Genomic DNA, 20,164 nt, shown 5'->3' on the forward strand with positions numbered 1-20,164 from the left:
GGTGCCTCGGGCCGAAAGTGCAGGCTGGCCGGGCAGAATTCTTGAACAGCGCCGCAGCGCTTGCGGTGCTCGTATTCAATAAGAGGAGGACACCCGAATGACCACCCTGACTCGTGCCGACTGGGAACAACGCGCCCGCGATCTGAAAATCGAACGCCGCGCCTTCCTGAATGGCGAATACACCGACGCCGTCTCCGGCGAAACCTTCGAGTGCATCAGCCCGGTCGATGGCCGCCTGCTCGGCAAGATCGCCAGTTGTGATGCCGCCGATGCTGACCGTGCTGTAGAAAACGCCCGCGCTACTTTCAATTCCGGCGTCTGGTCGCGCCTGGCGCCGACCAAACGCAAAGCCACCATGATTCGCTTCGCCAGCCTGCTGAAACAGCACGCCGAAGAACTGGCGCTGCTGGAAACCCTCGACATGGGCAAGCCGATCAGCGATTCGCTGTACATCGACGTACCGGGCGCGGCCCAGGCGTTGAGCTGGAGCGGCGAAGCGATCGACAAGATCTACGACGAAGTCGCCGCGACTCCACATGATCAACTGGGTCTGGTGACTCGCGAGCCAGTGGGCGTAGTCGGCGCTATCGTGCCGTGGAACTTCCCGCTGATGATGGCCTGCTGGAAGCTCGGCCCGGCGCTGTCGACCGGTAACTCGGTGATCCTCAAGCCGTCGGAAAAGTCGCCGCTGACTGCCATCCGCATCGCTGCGCTGGCCATTGAGGCGGGTATTCCCAAAGGCGTTCTCAACGTGCTGCCGGGCTATGGCCACACCGTCGGCAAGGCGCTGGGTCTGCACAATGATGTCGACACGCTGGTGTTCACCGGCTCGACCAAGATTGCCAAGCAACTGATGGTCTACGCCGGCGAATCGAACATGAAGCGTGTCTGGCTGGAAGCCGGTGGCAAGAGCCCGAACATCGTCTTCGCCGATGCGCCGGACCTGCAGGCCGCCGCTGAATCCGCTGCCAGCGCCATCGCTTTCAACCAGGGCGAGGTGTGCACCGCCGGTTCGCGTCTGCTGGTCGAGCGTTCGATCAAGGACAAATTCCTGCCGATGGTGATCGAAGCGCTGAAAACCTGGAAGCCCGGCAATCCGCTCGACCCGGCGACCAACGTCGGCGCTCTGGTCGATACCCAGCAGATGAACACCGTGCTGTCGTACATCGAGTCCGGCCATAGCGATGGTGCCAAACTGGTCGCCGGCGGCAAGCGCATCCTCCAGGAAACCGGCGGCACCTACGTCGAGCCAACCATTTTTGATGGTGTGAGCAATGCGATGAAGATTGCCCAGGAAGAGATTTTCGGCCCGGTGTTGTCGGTGATCGCTTTCGATAGCGCCGAAGAAGCCATCCAGATCGCCAACGACACGCCATACGGTCTGGCTGCAGCGGTGTGGACCCAGGACATCTCCAAGGCCCACCTGACCGCCAAGGCCCTGCGCGCCGGTAGCGTGTGGGTCAACCAGTACGACGGCGGCGACATGACCGCGCCGTTCGGTGGCTTCAAACAGTCGGGCAACGGTCGCGACAAATCGCTGCACGCCTTTGACAAGTACACCGAGCTGAAAGCGACGTGGATCAAGCTGTAAGCCGTTAACGGCAGCCCGGCCGCTCCGGGCTGCCTGAGCAAACAGAGATCCCCTGTGGGAGCGAGCCTCTGTGGTGAGGGGATTTATCCCCGTTCGGCTGCGAAGCAGTCGCTAAACCATTGCACGCGGTGTACCTGGTACATCGTGGTTGCAGGTTTTGGGGCCGCTGCGCGACCCAACGGGGATAAATCCCCTCGCCACAGGGGCTCGCTCCCACAGTGTTTTGGATGAACACAAAAAGAATTATCCACAGGAGCGTGGAACATGCGGTGGGCGACGTATTTCGCCGTGTTGGCGTCTGTCTTGAGTGTCGGCCTGGCCCTGGGGGTCAGCATGCCGCTGGTGTCGTTGCGTCTGGAGGGCTGGGGCTACGGCTCGTTCGCCATCGGTGTGATGGCAGCCATGCCGGCAATCGGTGTGCTGCTGGGGGCGAAGATTTCCAGCCATCTCGCCGCGTATTTCGGCACGGCGAACCTGATGCGTCTGTGCCTGTGGGCCGGGGCACTGTCGATCGGCCTGTTGGCGCTGCTGCCGAGTTATCCGATCTGGTTGCTGCTGCGCCTGCTGATCGGGGTGATCCTGACCATCGTGTTCATCCTCGGCGAGAGCTGGATCAATCAACTGGTGGTCGAGCAGTGGCGCGGACGTCTGGTAGCGCTGTATGGCAGCAGCTATGCGCTGAGCCAACTGTCCGGTCCGCTGCTGTTGGGCGCGCTGGGCACCGAGCATGATTACGGTTTCTGGGTCGGGGTCGGTCTGCTGACGCTCTCGCCTTTTCTGCTGCTGGGTTGCAGTGGCGCCCCGAGTAGCGAGGCCAACAGCGTCACGTTTGGCGCTCTGTGGGGTTTTGCCCGAGAGCTGCCGGCGATTGCCTGGGCGGTGTCGTTGTTCGCCGCGTTCGAGGCGATGATTCTGACGCTGCTGCCGGTGTATTGCCTGCAACAAGGGTTCACCGCCGAAATCGCGCTGGCAATGGTCAGCACCGTGGTGGTCGGCGATGCGCTGCTGCAATTGCCGATCGGCGCATTGGCCGATTATCTGTCGCGACGCACGCTGTTCGCTGGATGCGCGGTGGTGTTGATGCTGTCGAGTCTGGCCATTCCAATGTTGCTCGACACGCTGCTGATCTGGCCGCTGTGGGTGCTGTTCGGCGCCAGTGCTGGCGGCTTGTTTACCTTGTCACTGATTCTGATTGGCGAGCGCTACCGTGACGATGCGCTGGTCCGCGCCAATGCGCATATTGCCCAGTTGTGGGGTGTCGGTTGTCTGGTCGGGCCGTTGACGGCAGGGGCGGGCAGTCAGTGGATCAACGGGCATGCGTTGCCGCTGTTGATGGCGGCGGGGGCGTTTGGCCTGGTGCTTTTGTTGTTGCGCCAAGGAGCCTTTGGCACAACGGCAGAAGCTGCCTGAGCGCATTCCTGTGGGAGCGAGCCTGCTCGCGAAAGCGGTGCATCAGTCAGCTCATTTGCTGGATGTGAAACCGTTTTCGCGAGCAGGCTCGCTCCCACAAGGGATCACCAACTTACAGCATCCGCTCGAGGCCAACGCTGGTGCTGAACCATGCGTTGAAGCGCCGCCACCAGCTCCCCGGTTCCTTGGTCAGGGTATGCATCTGGCCGTTGTCCTCGGTGACCCAGACGACCTTACCGTCCTCGAGTTTCGCCTGATAACTCAGGGTCGGCGCCATGCCTTGCAACGCCAGTGCGCGCACGTGCTCGGCCAGTTCCGGGCTGTCGACGAGCACGCCGACTTCGGTGTTCCACAGCACCGAGCGCGGGTCGAAGTTGAACGAGCCGATAAACGATTTGCGCCGGTCGAAGATCATCGCCTTGCTGTGCAGGCTGGAATCCGAGCCGCGAAACGACTTGCTGTAGAACACCCGCGGACCGCTGCCATAGTTATCCCCAGGCTGGCGGCGCAATTCATAGAGTTTCACCCCGTGTTCAAGCAACGCCTTGCGATAGGGTGCGTAACCGCCATGCACCGCCGGCACGTCGGTGGCCTCCAGTGAATTGGTCAGCAGGTTCACGGAGACCCCGGCATCGGCGCGCCCGGTCAGGTAGACCAGCCCCGGCTGGCCGGGCACGAAGTACGCGGAAATCATGATCAGCTCTTTGCTGACACCGGTCAGTTCCGGCGCCAGTTGTGTGGTCAGCAACAGATGCGGATCGGGTTCGCCCTTGGACAGCACCTTGCTCGGCGCATCCCACAACGCCTGGTTCCAGGCCCAGATCAGTTCTTTGCGCCAGATATCCATGCGCGGGTCGGTGGTGAATTTCATCAACTGTTGATACAGCGCGTGGTTCTGCTTGCGGGTTTCTTCCAGTGATTCTTCCAGGCGCGTGCGGGTGTTTTGCAGGTCGGCGGCGGTCGGTTGGCTGGAGAGGAATTCGTCGATCGGCTTGCTCAGCGCGCTGTTCCAGTACTGGTCGAAACTGTGCCCGAGCTGCTCGGCGACCGGGCCGATGCTGAGCATGTCGATGTCGGTGAAATTCAGGTTGGGTTCGGCGTCGAAATATTCATCGCCCAGATTGCGCCCGCCGACGATGGCCGCGCTGTTGTCCGCCAGCCACAGCTTGTTGTGCATGCGCCGGTGCTGCACGGACAGATTGAACAGTCGCCCGGCCGCACGCGTGACGCCGGTGCTGCGACCCAGGTGCAGGGGATTGAACAAACGAATCTGGATCTGCGGATGCGCCGCCAGGGTCGCGATGATCTGGTCGAGGCCGTCGCTGGTGGTGTCGTCGAGCAGGATGCGCACGCGCACACCACGGTCGGCCGCCTTGAGCACTTCCTCCACCAACATCCGCGTGCTGATGCCGTCGTGGACGATGTAGTACTGCAAATCGAGGCTGACCTGGGCATGGCGAATCAGTTCGGCCCGCGCGGTAAACGCCTCGCCACTGTCGGAGAGCAGGCGAAACCCCGACTGCCCTTTGTAGGGCGCGGCCTGAGCCTGAATCGAACGGCCGAAGCTGGAGTCCGACGCTGGCAGTGCCTGGCTTGGTTCGCGCGGCACATCGAGGCTGGCGCAGCCGCTGAGGAACGAGGCGAGTATCAGTAAAGCGAGTAGGGGCTGTCTGAAGCTCACGTAGGATCGTTCCGGTTGGCGGTTGAGGTCGGCATTTTGGACGCCAGGGTCGCAAAAAAGGTCAGTCGGTCTCAGCGAGTAATTTGATCGCCGCGGCGCCGACCTTGCGCACCGCTTCTTCGATCTGTGCTGTTGGTTTGGCAGCGTAGTTCATGCGCAGACAATTGCGGTATTTGCCCGAGGCGGAAAAGATGCTGCCGACGGCAATCTGTACGCCTTGATCGTGCAGCGCGCGATTCAGTTTCAGGGTGTCGAAACCCTCAGGCAGTTCTACCCAGAGCATGAAGCTGCCCTGCGGGCGACTGGCGCGAGTGCCGGCGGGAAAGTAGCGCGTCACCCAGTCGATCATCGCGTCACGATTGCGCTGGTACTGCATGCGCATGCGCCGCAAGTGCGGCTCGAAATGGCCGGCCTTGATGAATTCGGCAATCGCGATCTGCGGCTGCGGCGCGGTGGATCCGGTGCTGATGTATTTCATGTGCAACACCCGCTCGAGATATCGGCCCGGCGCCACCCAGCCGATGCGCAGCCCCGGCGCCAGGGTCTTGGAGAACGAGCTGCAGAGCAGCACGCGGCCGTCTTCGTCGAAGGATTTGATCGTTCGCGGACGCGGATAGGTGTAGGCCAGTTCGCCGTACACATCGTCTTCGATGATCGCCACGTCGAAACGCTGGGCCAACGTCAACAGCGCGCGTTTGCGCGATTCGGGCATGACGTAGCCGAGCGGGTTGTTGCAGTTCGGCGTGAGCTGAATGGCCTTGATCGGCCACTGTTCCAGCGCCAGTTCAAGGGCGTCGAGGCTGATCCCGGTGAGCGGGTCGGTGGGGATTTCCAGAGCTTTCATGCCCAGGCCTTTGAGGGTCTGCATGGCGCCGTGGAAACTTGGCGAGTCCACCGCGACGATGTCGCCCGGCTCGCAGATCGCGTGGATGCTGGTGGACAGCGCTTCGTGGCAGCCGGTTGTGATGACCAGTTCGCTGGCGCTCAACTGGCAGCCGGAATCGAGCATCAGCCGTGCGATCTGTTCGCGCAGTTCGAGGTTGCCGTGGATGTTGTCGTAATACAGACCGGGCATGTCCTGTCGGCGACTGATACGCGCCAGCCCGCGCAGCAGCGGTTTCATGGTCGGCGAGCCGACATCGGGCATGCCACGGCCCAATTGCACGACATCCTTGCGTGGCACCGCGCGAATGAGTTCCAGCACCTGATCCCATTGCGAAATCTCCACTGGCCGTTGCGCCGGGCGGCCTATTGCGGGTAGCTCCGGCAATTCGCGGCCGACTGGCACAAAGTAGCCAGACTTGGGTTTCGGCGTGGCCAGACCGCTGTCTTCAAGCACGCGATACGCCTGCTGCACCGTGCTCAGACTGACACCGTGCTCGACACTCAAGGCACGCACTGACGGCAAGCGATCACCGGGCCGATAGAAACCTTGTTCGATGCGAGTGCCGAGCAATTCGGCGAGATTTACATACAGAGTCATGGTGGCCTCGGTGCGTCTTGGTGGAAACCAGTACAGATGCGGCAAAAATCGATCATTCAGTCGGCGAATCGGCCAATCTGTATGGAGTTAATACAGGTTCTTTGAGTCTGTAATGGTTTTGCTCGCCCGCGCATCATGGAATCTCTGGCTACCCAAGTAAACAGGAGCAACGAAAATGAACGGCTTGAGCGATGTGCGGCTGACGTTACACAGTCAGGAACTGGCGGCAGGGCAGAAGGACAGCGCGCGCAATCTGCTGCGTAACGCACCGTCCGGCCTCAGTCGCTGGGGCCTGTTCTGGCATCGTCTGCACACGCGCAAGGCGTTGTTGGGGCTGACGCCGGAGCAGCTCAAGGATGTCGGGCTGACGCGGGAGCAGGCGTTGGAGGAGGGGTTGAAGCCGTTCTGGCGGATCTGAGCACCATGATCGTTCCCACGCTCTGCGTGGGAACGCTGCCCCGGACGCTCTGCGTCCGCTGTGACGCAGAGCGTCACTGGATGCATTCCCACGCGGAGCGTGGGAACGATCCTGATTCGTCAGACCAACTCTCTCAGCCGATGCCACAGCATCCCCAACGCCAACAACGGCGAGCGCAAGTGCTTGCCGCCGGGAAAGGTGATGTGCGGCACCCTGGCGAACAGATCAAAGCCGCCGCCATGCTGCCCGCTGATCGCCTCGGCCAGCAGCTTGCCGGCCAGGTGGGTGGCATTCACTCCATGCCCGGAATACGCCTGGGCGTAATACACGTTCGGCTGCTCGGCGAGCCGGCCAATCTGCGGCAGGCGGTTGGCGCCGATGCCGATCATCCCGCCCCACTGATAATCGATTTTCACCCCGGCCAGTTGCGGGAACACTTCAAGCATCTTCGGCTGCATATAGGCGCCGATATCCTTCGGATCGCGTCCCGAGTAATGACACGCGCCGCCGAACAGCAAACGTCGATCCGCCGAGAGCCGGTAGTAATCCAGCGCTACCCGCTGGTCGCAGACCGCCATGTTCTGCGGCAGCAGGTTGTGCGCCTGCTCTTCGCTGAGCGGTTCGGTGGCGATGATGTAGCTGCCGGCGGGCAGGACCTTGCCGCTCAGTTGCGGGTTGAGGTCATTGAGATAGGCATTGCAGCCCAACACCAGCGTCTTCGCTCGCACCGAGCCTTGCGCGGTGTGTACCTTCACTTCGGGGCCGTAATCGATGCGCGTCACGGCCGAACGCTCGAACAACTGCACGCCCAGTTGCTGCGCCGCTGCCGCTTCGCCCAGCGCCAGATTCAGCGGATGCAGATGTCCGGAGCCCATGTCGATCAAGCCGCCGACATAGCGCTTGGAACCGACCACCGTGTGCATTTCACTGGCTTGCAACAGGCGGGTTTCGTAGCGATAACCGAGGCTGCGCAACTCTTCGGCATCTTCGGCAAAACCGTCGAGATCGGAAGGCTTGTTGGCGAGGTCGCAGTAGCCCCAGGTCAGGTCGCAGGCAATGCCGAAACGCTCGACGCGCCGGCGGACAATCTCCACCGCTTCCAGGCCCATGAGTTTCATCTCGCGCACGCCTTCGGCACCGATGACATTGGCGAACTGATCCAGGCCATGGCCGACACCGCGAATCAACTGCCCGCCGTTGCGACCGCTGGCGCCCCAGCCGATCCGGTGCGCTTCCAGTAAAACCACGCTGAAACCGCGTTCGGCGAGTTCCAGCGCGGTATTCAGCCCGGAAAAGCCGCCGCCGACCACGCACACATCCGCCACCACCTCGCCTTGCAGCATGGGATGGTCAGGCTGCGGCAGGCTGCTGGCGGCGTAATAAGAGGCAACGTGGGGTTGGCTCGCGGTGGTCGGGGCGCGGGCGGTCATGGGCATCATCCAACGGCTGAGTGTCGAGAAAATTTGACGGAGCATAAGCCGCACGCCCGAACGTGGGCAACATCGGTCGGCCTGCGGTGTCTGGATCCGGGCTTTTGCGGCACAATCATCAGCCCGCCACTTTGGTCACCGTTTCAATGAGCTGCAACAGCCAGAAAATCCGCACCCTGCGTCAGCAGATTCCCACGTTCGACTGCGTGCCGGGCTGCCACGACTGCTGCGGGCCGGTGACGACCTCGCCCGAGGAGATGGCCCGGCTGCCGCGCAAGACCCGCGCCGAGCAGGATGCCGCGCTGGATGAACTCAACTGTGTGCATCTGGGGCCGAATGGTTGCACTGTGTATGAAGAGCGGCCGCTGATCTGTCGACTGTTTGGTACGACCAATACCCTGCCATGCCCGAACGAGCGGCGGCCGGTGGAGTTGATTCATCCACGGGCGGAGAAGCAGATATTTGAGTACATGGCGGCGAATCGGCAGGTGTTGGTGTAAGCGATCGTTCCCACGCTCTGCGTGGGAATGCAGCCCGGGACGCTCTGTGTCCCAAAGGCCGAACGCGGAGCGTCCGAAGAGGCGTTCCCACGCAGAGCGTGGGAACGATCATTGCGGTGATCAATCCGGAATCGGCAGGCACAGGCTCTCTTTCACTTCTTCCATGACGATATAACTCTTCGATTCACGTACATGTGGCAGCTTCAAGAGAATGTCGCCGAGCAGTTTGCGGTACGAGGCCATCTCGGAAATCCGCGCCTTCACCAGATAGTCGAAATCCCCCGACACCAAATGGCACTCCAGCACATGCGGCAGCTTCAGCACCGCGCGTCTGAATTCTTCGAATGTGTCGCCGGATTTGTAGTCGAGGCTGATCTCGACAAACACCAGCAGGCTACCCTTCAAATGCTGCGGATTGAGCCGGGCGTTGTAGCCCATGATGATCCCCTCGCGCTCCAGACGCCGCACGCGCTCGGTGCACGGCGTGGTCGAGAGGCCGACCTTTTCCCCCAGTTCGGTGAAGGAAATCCGCCCGTCCGCCTGGAGGATCCGCAGGATATTGCGGTCGATCTTGTCCAGCTCACGTTTGGTCTGAGTGTTGGTACGCATAGGGGATGCGCCTCCGTGAAAAGGGTTTTTACCGAGAATTGTCGCCAAATATAGGCGCTTATATAGTGAAAAGCACTGGCATTTCTTTTTTACACTGCGCCCATCATTGCTCTAACAAACAGTTCGGCGAAAAGCCGCGATGAGGGATTGAAAATGCGCGTCATGGTCTTGGGTAGCGGCGTCATCGGTACCGCCAGTGCTTACTATCTGGCCCGTGCCGGGTTTGAAGTGGTGGTGGTCGACCGGCAGCCTGCTGCGGCCATGGAGACCAGTTTCGCCAACGCCGGCCAGGTCTCGCCGGGTTACGCCTCGCCGTGGGCCGCGCCGGGCGTGCCGCTCAAGGCCATCAAGTGGCTGCTGCAACGCCATGCGCCATTGGCGATCAAGGCCACCGCCGATATCGACCAATACCTGTGGATGGCGCAAATGCTGCGCAACTGCACCGCCAGCCGTTACGCGGTGAACAAGGAGCGCATGGTGCGTCTGTCCGAGTACAGCCGTGACTGCCTCGATGAATTGCGCGCCGAAACCGGTATCGCCTACGAAGGCCGCAGCCTCGGCACGACGCAGTTGTTCCGTACTCAGGCGCAACTGGATAACGCCGCCAAAGACATCGCCGTGCTGAAAGAGTCCGGCGTGCCGTTTGAAGTCCTCGACCGCGCCGGCATCGCCCGCGTCGAGCCGGCTCTGGCCGGGGTGACCGATATTCTCGCTGGCGCGCTGCGTCTGCCCAACGACCAGACCGGCGACTGCCAGATCTTCACCACCCGTCTCGCCGAAATGGCGCGCAAGCTCGGTGTGGAATTCCGTTTCGGCCAGGACATCCAGAAACTCGACTACGCCGGTGATCGCATCAACGGTGTGTGGATTGACGGCAAGCTGGAAACCGCTGACCGCTACGTGCTGGCGCTCGGCAGCTACTCGCCGCAGTTGCTCAAGCCGTTGGGCATCAAGGCTCCGGTGTATCCGCTCAAGGGCTATTCGCTGACCGTGCCGATCACCGATCCTGCCATGGCGCCGACGTCGACCATTCTCGACGAGACCTACAAGGTTGCGATCACCCGTTTCGACAACCGCATCCGCGTCGGCGGCATGGCCGAGATCGCCGGTTTTGACCTGTCGCTGAACCCGCGTCGGCGCGAAACCCTGGAGATGATAGTCAACGACCTTTATCCTCAGGGCGGCAATCTGGCCGAAGCGAGTTTCTGGACCGGCCTGCGCCCGACCACGCCGGACGGTACGCCGATCGTTGGCGCCACGCCGTTCAAGAATCTGTTCCTCAACACCGGTCACGGTACGCTCGGCTGGACCATGGCCTGTGGTTCCGGCCGTTTGCTCGCCGACCTGATGGCGAAGAAAAAGCCGCAGATCAGCGCCGAAGGCCTCGATATTTCCCGTTACGGCAACCAGACCCAGGAGTCCGCAAAACATGTCAATCCAGCGCCAGCTCACCAATGAGCGCATGAGTCAGATCGTCAGCCACAACGGCACCGTGTATCTGGCCGGGCAGGTCGGCGACGACTTCGACGCCGGAATTGAACAGCAGACCCGCGACGTGCTCGCCAATATCGAGCGCTTGCTCGATCTGGCCGGGACCGACAAGCAGCATCTGTTGTCGGCGACAATCTATTTGAACGACATCGAAGCGCACTTCGCCGGGATGAACGCGGTGTGGGACCAGTGGTTGCCAAAAGGCGCTGCTCCGGCCCGCGCCACCGTCGAAGCGAAGATGGCCAAGCCGAGCATTCTGGTGGAGATCTCCATCGTCGCCGCGCTGCCATAACGGTTCCAAGATCCCTCTCCCGGTGCTGTTGGCGGTTCACGCCGTCAGTCAGCGCCGGTTTTTCTTCCCATGACCGCCCAGAAGTCTGCCGCCATGCGTCCTGCCCGTGCCCTGATCGACCTTCAAGCCCTGCGTCACAACTACCGAATTGCCCGTGAAGTCACCGGCGCCAAGGCGCTCGCGGTGATCAAGGCGGACGCCTATGGCCATGGCGCGGTGCGTTGCGCCCAGGCGCTGGAAGCCGAGGCTGACGGATTTGCGGTGGCCTGCATTGAAGAAGCACTGGAGCTGCGTTCCGCTGGGATTCTCGCGCCGGTATTGCTGCTGGAAGGCTTCTTCGAAGCCGACGAGCTGGCGTTGATCGTCGAGCATGATTTCTGGTGCGTGGTGCATTCGCTGTGGCAGCTCGAAGCGATCGAACAGGCAGCGCTGAGCAAGCCGATTACTGTTTGGCTGAAGCTAGATTCCGGCATGCACCGCGTCGGTCTGCATCCGAAAGACTACCCTGCGGCATATCAACGTCTGCTGGCCAGCGGCAAGGTGGCGAAAATCGTGTTGATGAGCCACTTCGCCCGCGCCGATGAATTGCACGCGCAAAGCAGCGCCGAGCAGGTCGCGGTGTTCGAAGCGGCGCGTCAGGGTCTGGCGGCGGAAGTCAGCCTGCGCAACTCGCCAGCCGTGCTCGGTTGGCCAGAAATCCAAAGCGATTGGGTCCGCCCGGGCATCATGCTCTACGGCGCGACCCCGTTCGAAGAAGCCAACGCCGTCGCTGAACGCCTGCAACCGGTGATGACTCTCGAATCGAAAGTCATCAGTGTGCGTGAATTGCCGGCCGGCGAACCAATCGGCTATGGCGCCAGATTCATCACCGACAAGCCGATGCGCATCGGTGTGGTCGCCATGGGGTACGCCGACGGCTACCCGCGCCAGGCGCCGACCGGCACGCCGGTGCTGGTGGCCGGCAAATCCAGTCGCCTGCTGGGGCGCGTGTCGATGGACATGCTCTGCATCGATCTAACCGACGTAGCGGAAGCGGGGCTTGGTTCAACTGTCGAGCTGTGGGGTAAAAACATCCTCGCCAGCGACGTGGCAAAGTGGGCCGATACCATCCCGTATCAGATCTTCTGCAACCTGAAACGGGTGCCAAGGCTCTATTCCGAGGGCTGACGCCGCTGCGGGGGCCAAGTGTTGTAAATACTGAACGCTGTCGCCATGATAACGCTCAATATTCTTACAACATCAGGAGGCTCCCGCCTTGGACGTCGGTGAACGACTGCAATCGATCCGCAAGCTCAAAGGGCTTTCCCAGCGTGAACTCGCCAAACGCGCGGGCGTCACCAACAGCACCATTTCGATGATCGAAAAGAACAGCGTCAGCCCTTCGATCAGTTCGCTGAGAAAGGTGCTCGGCGGCATTCCCATGTCGATGGTCGAGTTCTTTTCCGAAGAGATCCTGCAGGACCAACCGACCCAGATCGTCTACAAGGCCAACGAGCTGATCGACATCTCCGACGGCGCCGTGACCATGAAACTGGTCGGCCGGGCCCATCCGAGCCGCGCCATCGCCTTCCTCAACGAAATCTACCCGCCGGGCGCCGACACCGGCGAAGAAATGCTCACCCACGAGGGCGAGGAAACCGGGATTCTGGTGGAAGGTCGCCTCGAGCTGGTGGTAGGGCTGGAAACTTTTATCCTCGAAGCTGGCGACAGCTACTATTTTGAAAGTACTAAGCCGCATCGTTTCCGTAACCCGTTCGACGTACCGGCGCGACTAATCAGCGCAGCCACGCCTGCGAATTTCTAAGCAGAAGGCGCCGGGCCAATACGGCAGAGGCCCCAAAGCGATTTACCGATGTGCTACAAGACCCCTCTAACCATGGGGTTGTTTCAGTACAGCGGCCTACCCGCTATACTTGCGCCCGCCTGCGAACCATGGCCGCAGGCGTGAATAGCCACCATTGAGGGTGAACGCGTGAACCTAATTATGAAAATGCTGGCCGCACCAGCAACCGTACTGGCCCTCTGGGCTGTCAGCGCTCAAGCTGCGACAAATGACGACATCGCCAAACGCCTAGAGCCCGTCGGCCAGGTGTGTGTTCAAGGGCAGGAATGCAAGGGTATGGAAGTGGCCGCGACGGCTGGCGGCGGTGGCGGGGCGAAGGCACCTAAAGACGTGATTGCCAAGCACTGCAACGCTTGCCACGGCACGGGCCTGCTTGGCGCGCCGAAGATCGGCGACAAGGCAGCCTGGAAGGAGCGGGCCGATCATCAGGGTGGTCTGGACGGCATCCTCGCCAAGGCCATCACCGGCATCAACGCCATGCCGCCGAAAGGCACCTGCGCCGATTGCTCCGATGAAGAGCTCAAGGGCGCGATCAAAGAGATGTCCGGTCTGTAATCAGCGCCGGCTTTGAAAAAAACCGTCTTCGGACGGTTTTTTTGTGCCTGTGGTTTCTGGTTTCCGATTCATTCAGGCCCTGATCCCTCCAAACCAAATGCTGTCCTTTGCAGCAAACTCAAGGCAATCTCGGTCTACCCCTATCAACGGAACGGGCGGGAGGCTTCAGATGGTGCAGTTGTGTTCAATCGAACAGGCGGTGGACGATGTGCTGGCGCGTTTGCCGGCGCACATCCACATGGGCCTGCCGCTGGGGCTGGGCAAGCCGAATCACTTCGTCAACGCGCTGTACCGGCGGATCAAGGAGCTGCCCGAACGGCAGCTAACGATCTATACCGCGTTGTGCCTCGGTCGGCCGAATCTGGGCGATGGCTTGCAGAAGCGTTTTATCGAGCCCTTCGTCGAGCGCGTGTTTGGTGACTATCCTGAGTTCGATTTCCTCGCTGATCTGCAGCGCGACAGCCTGCCCGCCAACATCCGTATCCAGCAGTTTTTCATGCAGCCTGGCAGTCTGCTCAACAGCGCGCCGGCGCAGCAGGATTACGTCAGCAGCAATTACAGCCATGCCGCCCGCGACATCAACGCCGCGGGCCTGAACCTGGTGGCGCAATTACTGGCCAGCAGCAGCGAACACCCTGATCGCTTGAGCCTGAGCTGCAACCCGGACATCACCCTCGACCTGTTGCCGATGATCGCCAAGCGCCGTGAGGCGGGGGAGACCATCGTGCTGGTCGGCCAAGTGCATACGGATCTGCCGTACATGCCCGGCGATGCGGAAGTCGACATCGACACGTTTGATCTGCTGATCGACGAGAAGGACAGCAGCACGCTGTTTTCAACGCCGAACATGCCGGTGGGGTTTCAGGATCATTTCATTGGCTTGCATGCGAGCACGCTGGTGCGCGATGGCGGCACGTTGCAGATCGGCATCGGTTCGATGGGCGATGCGTTGACCGCCGCGTTACTCGCGCGGCAGGCCGATAACGCCGGCTATCAGGCGTTGCTCGATGACATCAACCTCAGCCAATGGGCGCAATTGATCCAGCGCGAGGGTGGCACCGCGCCATTTGCCAAAGGCCTTTACGGCTGCAGCGAAATGTTCGTCAACGGCCTGCTGGTGCTAGCGGATGCCGGGATCATTCGGCGCAAGGTCTATCCGGATGTGCCGACCCAGGAGCAGGCCAACGCCGGTACCCTCGACGAAGCCGCGCAGCCCGACGGTATCTCGGTGCACGGCGGCTTCTTCCTTGGCCCGCGCAGTTTTTATGAACGGCTGCGCGAGTTGCCGCAAAGCAAGCTGCTGGAATTCAACATGACCCGCATCAGCTATATCAACGAGCTGTACGGCCAGGAAGAGCTCAAGCGCTTGCAGCGCATCGATGCGCGCTTCATCAACACCGTGTTCACCATGACTCTGCTCGGCGCCGGCGTGGCTGATCAATTGGCAGACGGACGCGTGCTCAGCGGTGTCGGTGGGCAGTACAACTTCGTTGCCCAAGGCCACGCGCTGGAGGGCGCGCGATCGATGTTGATCCTGCGCAGCTGGCGCGAGTCCGGCGGCGAGGTCAGCTCCAACATCGTCTGGGATTACGGCCACTGCACGATTCCGCGGCATCTGCGTGACATCGTCGTTACCGAGTACGGCATCGCCGACCTGCGCGGCAAATCCGACGCAGCGGTGATCGAAGCGCTGCTTAATATCAGCGATTCACGCTTCCAGCCGGGACTGATCGAACAGGCGCAAAAAGTTGGTAAGCTGCCGAAGGATTTTCGCCTCGATCCACGTTTCGCCGACAACACACCGCAGCGCTTGCAGGCGATTGCCGCACGGCATCCGAACCTGTTTCCGGAGTATCCGCTGGGCTGTGATTTCACCGCGATCGAACGGGATCTGCTGCGGGCGCTGAACTGGCTGAAGAGCAAATTCAAGCTGACCGAGATTCTGGAATTGGGCAAGGCAGCGCTGGATGCGCCGGAGGCGTCGGCGTTCCCCGAACACCTTGAGCGGATGCAGCTGACGAACCCGGAAGGCTTGAAGGAGGACCTGTTTCAGCGCCTGCTGCTCACCGGCCTCAAAGCCACCGCGCAGTAACTGCCGCCACAAAACCGAATGTGGGAGCGGGCTTGCTCGCGAAAGCGGTGTGTCATTCACTCAACAGGGTGACTGAGACAATGCCTTCGCGAGCAAGCCCGCTCCCACAAGGATATTGCATGGTTACTCGATGAAGGTAACGACGCCATCCTTCAGCGATTGCACGCGAGCCAGCGATTCAACGCGGTAGCCCTGCGAGTCCAGCTCGGCGCGGCCGCCCTGGAACGACTTCTCGATGACAATGCCCAGACCGGCCACGGTGGCGCCGGCCTGTTTGATGATCGAAATCAGCGCTTGCGAGGCCTTACCGTTGGCCAGGAAGTCGTCGATGATCAGCACGCGGTCGCTGCTGGTCAGGTGGCGCGGGGAGATGGCCACGGTGCTTTCGGTCTTCTTGGTGAACGAGTAGACGGTCGCCGAGAGCAGGTTTTCAGTCAGGGTCAGGGACTGTTGCTTGCGGGCGAAGATCACCGGCACGCCGAGGTTCAGCCCGGTCATGATCGCCGGGGCGATGCCCGAGGCTTCGATGGTGACGATCTTGGTGATCCCCGAATCCTTGAACAGCGCGGCGAATTCGTCACCGATCAGCTTCATCAGGGCCGGGTCGATCTGGTGGTTCAGGAAAGCGTCGACTTTCAGGACTTGATCGGAAAGCACGATGCCTTCTTCGCGGATTTTTTTGTGCAGTGCTTCCACAACAGCTTCCTCTGTTGGCGCGATGGGCGCCGAAGGTAGATTAAAAAGTAGTCGATTCTAGCGCTTTAACATCGCGCGTATATCGGCCAATGCGCTATTGCCACGCACGGCTTTGACTTCAGTCGGGGTGTCGTCGTTGCCTTCCCAGGCCAGATCGTCCGGCGGCAGCTCATCCAGAAAGCGGCTCGGCGCGCAGTCGATGATTTCACCGTACTGCTTGCGCTTGGCAGCGAAGGTGAAGGCCAGGGTCTGGCGGGCGCGCGTGATGCCCACGTAGGCCAGGCGGCGCTCTTCTTCGATGGTGTCGGCTTCGATGCTGGAGCGGTGCGGGAGGATTTCCTCTTCCATGCCCATGATGAACACGTAGGGGAATTCCAGGCCTTTGGAGGCGTGCAGCGTCATCATTTGCACGCCTTCGGCGCCGTCCTCTTCTTCCTGCTGGCGCTCGAGCATGTCACGCAGCACCAGTTTGCCGATGGCGTCTTCGACGGTCATTTCGCCGTCTTCGTCTTTCTCGAGGGTGTTTTTCAACGCCTCGATCAGGAACCAGACGTTGCCCATGCGGTAGTCCGCCGCCTTGTCGCTGGAGCTGTTGGTACGCAGCCAGTTCTCGTAGTCGATGTCCATGACCATGCTGCGCAGCGCCGAGATCGGATCTTCGCCGGCGCACTGCTCGCGAACCTTGTCCATGAAGCGCTTGAAGCGCGCCAGGCGATCAGTAAAGCGGCTGTCGAGATGTTCGCCGAGGCCAATTTCGTCGGTGGCGGCGTACATCGAGATCTTGCGCTCGGTCGCGTAGTTGCCGAGCTTTTCCAGGGTGGTCGAGCCGATCTCGCGGCGCGGCACGTTGATCACGCGCAGGAAGGCGTTGTCGTCATCCGGGTTGACGATCAGGCGGAAGTAGGCCATCAGGTCCTTCACTTCCTGGCGACCGAAGAAGCTGTTGCCGCCGCTCAGGCGATACGGCACCTGATGGTGCTGCAGCTTCAATTCGATCAGCTTGGCCTGATAGTTGCCGCGATAGAGAATCGCAAAATCGCTGTACGGACGATCGGTGCGCAAGTGCAGGCTGAGGATTTCCATGGCCACGCGCTCGGCTTCGGCGTCCTCGTTGCGGCAGCGAATCACGCGGATCTCGTCGCCGTGGCCCATCTCGCTCCACAGCTGCTTTTCGAATTCGTGCGGGTTGTTCGAAATCAGCACGTTGGCGCAACGCAGGATGCGGCTGGTGGAGCGGTAGTTCTGCTCGAGCATCACCACTTTCAACGACGGATAGTCGTCTTTGAGCAGCATCAGGTTTTCCGGGCGCGCGCCACGCCAGGCGTAGATCGACTGGTCGTCGTCACCCACCACGGTGAACTGGTTGCGCTTGCCGATCAGCATCTTCACCAACAGGTACTGGCTGGCGTTGGTGTCCTGGTATTCGTCGACGAGCAGGTAGCGCACCTTGTTCTGCCACTTTTCGAGAATGTCGGCGTGTTCCTCGAAGAGCTTTACCGGCAGCAGGATCAGGTCGTCGAAGTCCACCGCGTTGAACGCCTTGAGCGTGCGCTGATAGTGGGTGTAGACGATGGCGGCAGTCTGTTCCTTGGGATTGCGCGCATTCTCCAGGGCCTGAGCGGGCAGGATCAGGTCATTTTTCCAGGCGCCGATCATGTTCTTGATTTCGTCGACGCCGTCGTCGCCTGCGTATTCCTTCTGCATGATGTCGGTCATCAGGGCTTTGACGTCGGTCTCGTCGAAGATCGAGAAACCGGGTTTGTAGCCCAGCCGCGCATGCTCCTTGCGGATAATGTTCAAGCCCAGGTTGTGGAAGGTGCAGACGGTCAGGCCGCGTCCTTCGCCGGCACGCAACAGGGTGCCGACCCGCTCTTTCATTTCGCGCGCGGCCTTGTTGGTAAAGGTCATGGCGACGATGTACTGGGCGCGGATGCCGCAGTTCTGGATCAGGTGCGCGATCTTGCGCGTGATCACGCTGGTCTTGCCGGAGCCAGCACCGGCGAGCACCAATAGAGGGCCGCCGACGTAGTTCACGGCTTCTTGCTGCCGGGGATTGAGTCGGGACATACGAAAATTCGGGAGTCGTTGACGAAATGGGCCGGCATTTTAACAGGCTCAGCGATTTCTGCTGCTCTGTCCGACTTGTGACGCAGCACGCGATTCAGATTTGCCGGTTTTGTTACTTTCACGCAGGATGCGCGGGCATTTTGCGGCTAATGTTCTCCTTCTGACGCAAAATAACGTTTTGATGCCGTTGTCATCAGACAACACATTGGTCATTGTTCAGCACAACGGCATAATGCCCCGCCTACATCATTGCAGAGTCTAGGGAGTCAGCTTGTCTACGCCTGTCGAACCCTTGCGTTTGCTGCTACTGGCCGAAGAGCCAGCGTGGACAGCGTTGTTGCGTGAGTGTCTGGCTCCGATGGGGAGCGCGGCGGTGCTGATCAGCGCGCCGAACTGGGATTCGGTCAGCCGCCTGTTCGAGGACAACCGTCACGCGGTGTTGCTGACCCTGCCGGCGTTGCAACCGCCGCCCGGGCGCTGCAGCCTGCCGACCGTTCTGCTGCTGGAGCACGAACCGGCCACCGCGCCGATCAGTGTCAGCGACTGGCTGGTGTTCGACGCCCTCGATGCCGGCATGCTCCAGCGTTGCCTGCGCCATGTGCGCGAACGCGGCGTGCTGGAAAACACTTTGCAGCGCCTGGCCGAACAGGACCCGTTGACCGGCATCGCCAACCGTCAGGGCTTTCAAACCCTGCTCACCGCGCGTCTTGCCGAAGGCGACGGTCGCGGTCTCGCTCTCGGCCACCTCGATCTCGACAATTTCCGCCATGCCAACGACGCCCTTGGTCATCAGGCTGGCGATCGCTTGATCCTGCAAGTTGTTGCGCGGCTGAAAAGTCAGCTGGAGGCCGGCGATCAACTGGCGCGGCTGGGCAGTGATGAATTCGCTTTGCTGATCGACACCCGCCGAGCGCCGCAACGCGCCGAGTGGATGGCTGAACGCATTACCGAGGCCTTGGCCGAACCTTATTGGGTCGACGGCGAGAGTCTGCTGATCGGTTCCAGCCTCGGCATCGCCCATGCCCGCGCCAATGGCGGCGCCGATCCGCTGATGTGGCACGCGCACATCGCCATGCAGCAGGCCAAGAGCACACAGGGCTGCACTTTTCATATCTTCAACGAACGCATCAACCGCAACGCGCGCAGCATGGCCGACCTCGAAAGTGAACTGCGCCGGGCCTTGCGCCGCGATGAACTGGAACTGCATTACCAGCCACGCCTGAATCTTGGGGACGGCCAGATTGTCGGCCTTGAAGCGCTGGTGCGCTGGCGTCATGGCGAACGCGGTCTGTTGCCACCGAGCGAATTCGTGCCACTGGCCGAACAGAGCGGTCTGATCGTGCCGCTGGGTTACTGGGTGATCGCTCGCGCGCTGCGTGACATGCAGGCATTGCGCGAACAGGGTCTGGCGCCGCTGCACATGGCGATCAACCTGTCGTTCCGGCAGTTTCAGGACAGCCAGTTGCTGCCGACGCTCAGCCGTCTGATTGCCGAACGCGGCGTCGAGGCGCAGTGGCTGGAATTCGAACTGACCGAAACCGCGGTGATGCGGCGCAGCGATCTGGTCAAACAGACCATGGACGCGCTCGGCCGCCTTGGCGTGCGCTTCTCGCTGGATGATTTCGGCACCGGATTTTCGTCGTTCGTGCACCTCAACAGCCTGCCGATCACCTTGCTGAAGATCGACAAAAGTTTCGTCGGCGGCATGGAACAGCGCGAAGAGAACCGCAAACTGGTACACGCGATGATCAACCTCGCGCACAACCTGCATCTGGAAGTGGTTGCCGAAGGGGTCGAGACGCCAGAGCAGCTGGATTTGTTGCGCGGGTTCGGTTGCGATCAGGTGCAGGGCTATCTGATCAGCCGGCCGTTGCCGTTGGAGGATCTGGTGGAATATCTGATCTTTGGAGCCAGTCAGCAGGCTTCGGTGGAAGCCATTTAAAAGATCGCAGCCTTCGGCAGTTCCTACCTTGGAATGTGTTCCCTTGTCGGAGCCGCCGAAGGCT

The 20,164-nt window shown here is 61.1% G+C and carries 17 protein-coding genes; 11 read left to right on the top strand and 6 right to left on the bottom strand.

What is annotated here, in order from left to right; all coding sequences use genetic code 11:
* Positions 1-97 precede the first annotated feature (97 nt).
* On the top strand, positions 98-1,591 hold the full coding sequence (locus ACMYUN_RS15640) for an aldehyde dehydrogenase (protein WP_415761078.1): 1,494 nt from the start codon (positions 98-100) through the stop codon (positions 1,589-1,591).
* 264 nt (positions 1,592-1,855) lie between these two features.
* The gene (locus tag ACMYUN_RS15645) at positions 1,856-3,001 is read left to right on the top strand and encodes an MFS transporter (protein ID WP_415761080.1); all 1,146 of its coding nucleotides are present in this window, start codon (positions 1,856-1,858) and stop codon (positions 2,999-3,001) included.
* 112 nt (positions 3,002-3,113) lie between these two features.
* On the opposite strand, the gene ACMYUN_RS15650 is transcribed toward ACMYUN_RS15645, so the two are convergent.
* Both ACMYUN_RS15650 and ACMYUN_RS15655 read right to left on the bottom strand, forming a co-directional pair.
* Complete coding sequence (locus ACMYUN_RS15650; protein ID WP_039757377.1) at positions 3,114-4,682, bottom strand: phospholipase D family protein; 1,569 nt, start codon at positions 4,680-4,682, stop codon at positions 3,114-3,116.
* Positions 4,683-4,743: 61 nt separating this feature from the next.
* Positions 4,744-6,165 (bottom strand): PLP-dependent aminotransferase family protein, encoded by a 1,422-nt coding sequence (locus ACMYUN_RS15655; protein ID WP_039757378.1) that lies wholly within the window; start codon positions 6,163-6,165, stop codon positions 4,744-4,746.
* A gap of 175 nt (positions 6,166-6,340) precedes the next feature.
* Between ACMYUN_RS15655 and ACMYUN_RS15660 the strand changes: the two genes are divergently transcribed.
* Complete coding sequence (locus ACMYUN_RS15660) at positions 6,341-6,583, top strand: DUF1127 domain-containing protein (protein WP_415761081.1); 243 nt, start codon at positions 6,341-6,343, stop codon at positions 6,581-6,583.
* 119 nt (positions 6,584-6,702) lie between these two features.
* Here ACMYUN_RS15660 and ACMYUN_RS15665 read toward each other — a convergent pair whose 3' ends face one another.
* Positions 6,703-8,013, bottom strand: a complete 1,311-nt coding sequence (locus ACMYUN_RS15665) for an NAD(P)/FAD-dependent oxidoreductase (RefSeq protein WP_415761082.1) — start codon at positions 8,011-8,013, stop codon at positions 6,703-6,705.
* A gap of 146 nt (positions 8,014-8,159) precedes the next feature.
* On the opposite strand from ACMYUN_RS15665, the gene ACMYUN_RS15670 reads away from it, so the two are divergent.
* Positions 8,160-8,513: a YkgJ family cysteine cluster protein gene (locus ACMYUN_RS15670; protein WP_415761083.1), complete on the top strand. Its 354-nt coding sequence runs from the start codon at positions 8,160-8,162 to the stop codon at positions 8,511-8,513.
* Positions 8,514-8,633: 120 nt separating this feature from the next.
* On the opposite strand, the gene ACMYUN_RS15675 is transcribed toward ACMYUN_RS15670, so the two are convergent.
* The gene (locus tag ACMYUN_RS15675) at positions 8,634-9,122 is read right to left on the bottom strand and encodes an Lrp/AsnC ligand binding domain-containing protein (RefSeq protein ID WP_010465173.1); all 489 of its coding nucleotides are present in this window, start codon (positions 9,120-9,122) and stop codon (positions 8,634-8,636) included.
* A gap of 153 nt (positions 9,123-9,275) precedes the next feature.
* Between ACMYUN_RS15675 and dadA the strand changes: the two genes are divergently transcribed.
* From dadA to ACMYUN_RS15705, 6 genes are all read left to right on the top strand, one after another.
* Positions 9,276-10,580, top strand: a complete 1,305-nt coding sequence (gene dadA / locus ACMYUN_RS15680) for a D-amino acid dehydrogenase (RefSeq protein WP_039757381.1) — start codon at positions 9,276-9,278, stop codon at positions 10,578-10,580.
* Positions 10,552-10,905, top strand: coding sequence for a RidA family protein (locus tag ACMYUN_RS15685; RefSeq protein ID WP_016772564.1), 354 nt, complete (start codon positions 10,552-10,554; stop codon positions 10,903-10,905). Before dadA ends, ACMYUN_RS15685 begins: the two co-directional genes overlap by 29 nt.
* A gap of 93 nt (positions 10,906-10,998) precedes the next feature.
* Positions 10,999-12,072, top strand: a complete 1,074-nt coding sequence (alr, locus tag ACMYUN_RS15690; RefSeq protein ID WP_415763977.1) for an alanine racemase — start codon at positions 10,999-11,001, stop codon at positions 12,070-12,072.
* Positions 12,073-12,160: 88 nt separating this feature from the next.
* Positions 12,161-12,709 (top strand): cupin domain-containing protein, encoded by a 549-nt coding sequence (locus ACMYUN_RS15695; protein WP_016772566.1) that lies wholly within the window; start codon positions 12,161-12,163, stop codon positions 12,707-12,709.
* 180 nt (positions 12,710-12,889) lie between these two features.
* Positions 12,890-13,303 carry a c-type cytochrome gene (locus ACMYUN_RS15700; protein ID WP_039757383.1) on the top strand — a complete coding sequence of 138 codons (414 nt, stop codon included), beginning with the start codon at positions 12,890-12,892 and terminating at the stop codon, positions 13,301-13,303.
* Positions 13,304-13,472: 169 nt separating this feature from the next.
* A complete protein-coding gene (locus tag ACMYUN_RS15705; RefSeq protein ID WP_415761084.1) occupies positions 13,473-15,395 on the top strand; it encodes an acetyl-CoA hydrolase/transferase C-terminal domain-containing protein in 1,923 nt (640 codons plus the stop codon).
* A gap of 123 nt (positions 15,396-15,518) precedes the next feature.
* On the opposite strand, the gene ACMYUN_RS15710 is transcribed toward ACMYUN_RS15705, so the two are convergent.
* Positions 15,519-16,091 carry a xanthine phosphoribosyltransferase gene (locus tag ACMYUN_RS15710; RefSeq protein ID WP_016772573.1) on the bottom strand — a complete coding sequence of 191 codons (573 nt, stop codon included), beginning with the start codon at positions 16,089-16,091 and terminating at the stop codon, positions 15,519-15,521.
* 57 nt (positions 16,092-16,148) lie between these two features.
* On the bottom strand, positions 16,149-18,158 hold the full coding sequence (rep, locus tag ACMYUN_RS15715) for a DNA helicase Rep (RefSeq protein ID WP_016772574.1): 2,010 nt from the start codon (positions 18,156-18,158) through the stop codon (positions 16,149-16,151).
* A 271-nt stretch (positions 18,159-18,429) separates the two neighbouring features.
* On the opposite strand from rep, the gene ACMYUN_RS15720 reads away from it, so the two are divergent.
* Positions 18,430-20,100, top strand: a complete 1,671-nt coding sequence (locus ACMYUN_RS15720; protein WP_415761085.1) for a putative bifunctional diguanylate cyclase/phosphodiesterase — start codon at positions 18,430-18,432, stop codon at positions 20,098-20,100.
* Positions 20,101-20,164 lie beyond the last annotated feature (64 nt).

It is taken from the genome of Pseudomonas sp. CP4 (assembly GCF_047758505.1).
Lineage (GTDB): Bacteria > Pseudomonadota > Gammaproteobacteria > Pseudomonadales > Pseudomonadaceae > Aquipseudomonas > Aquipseudomonas fluorescens_AO.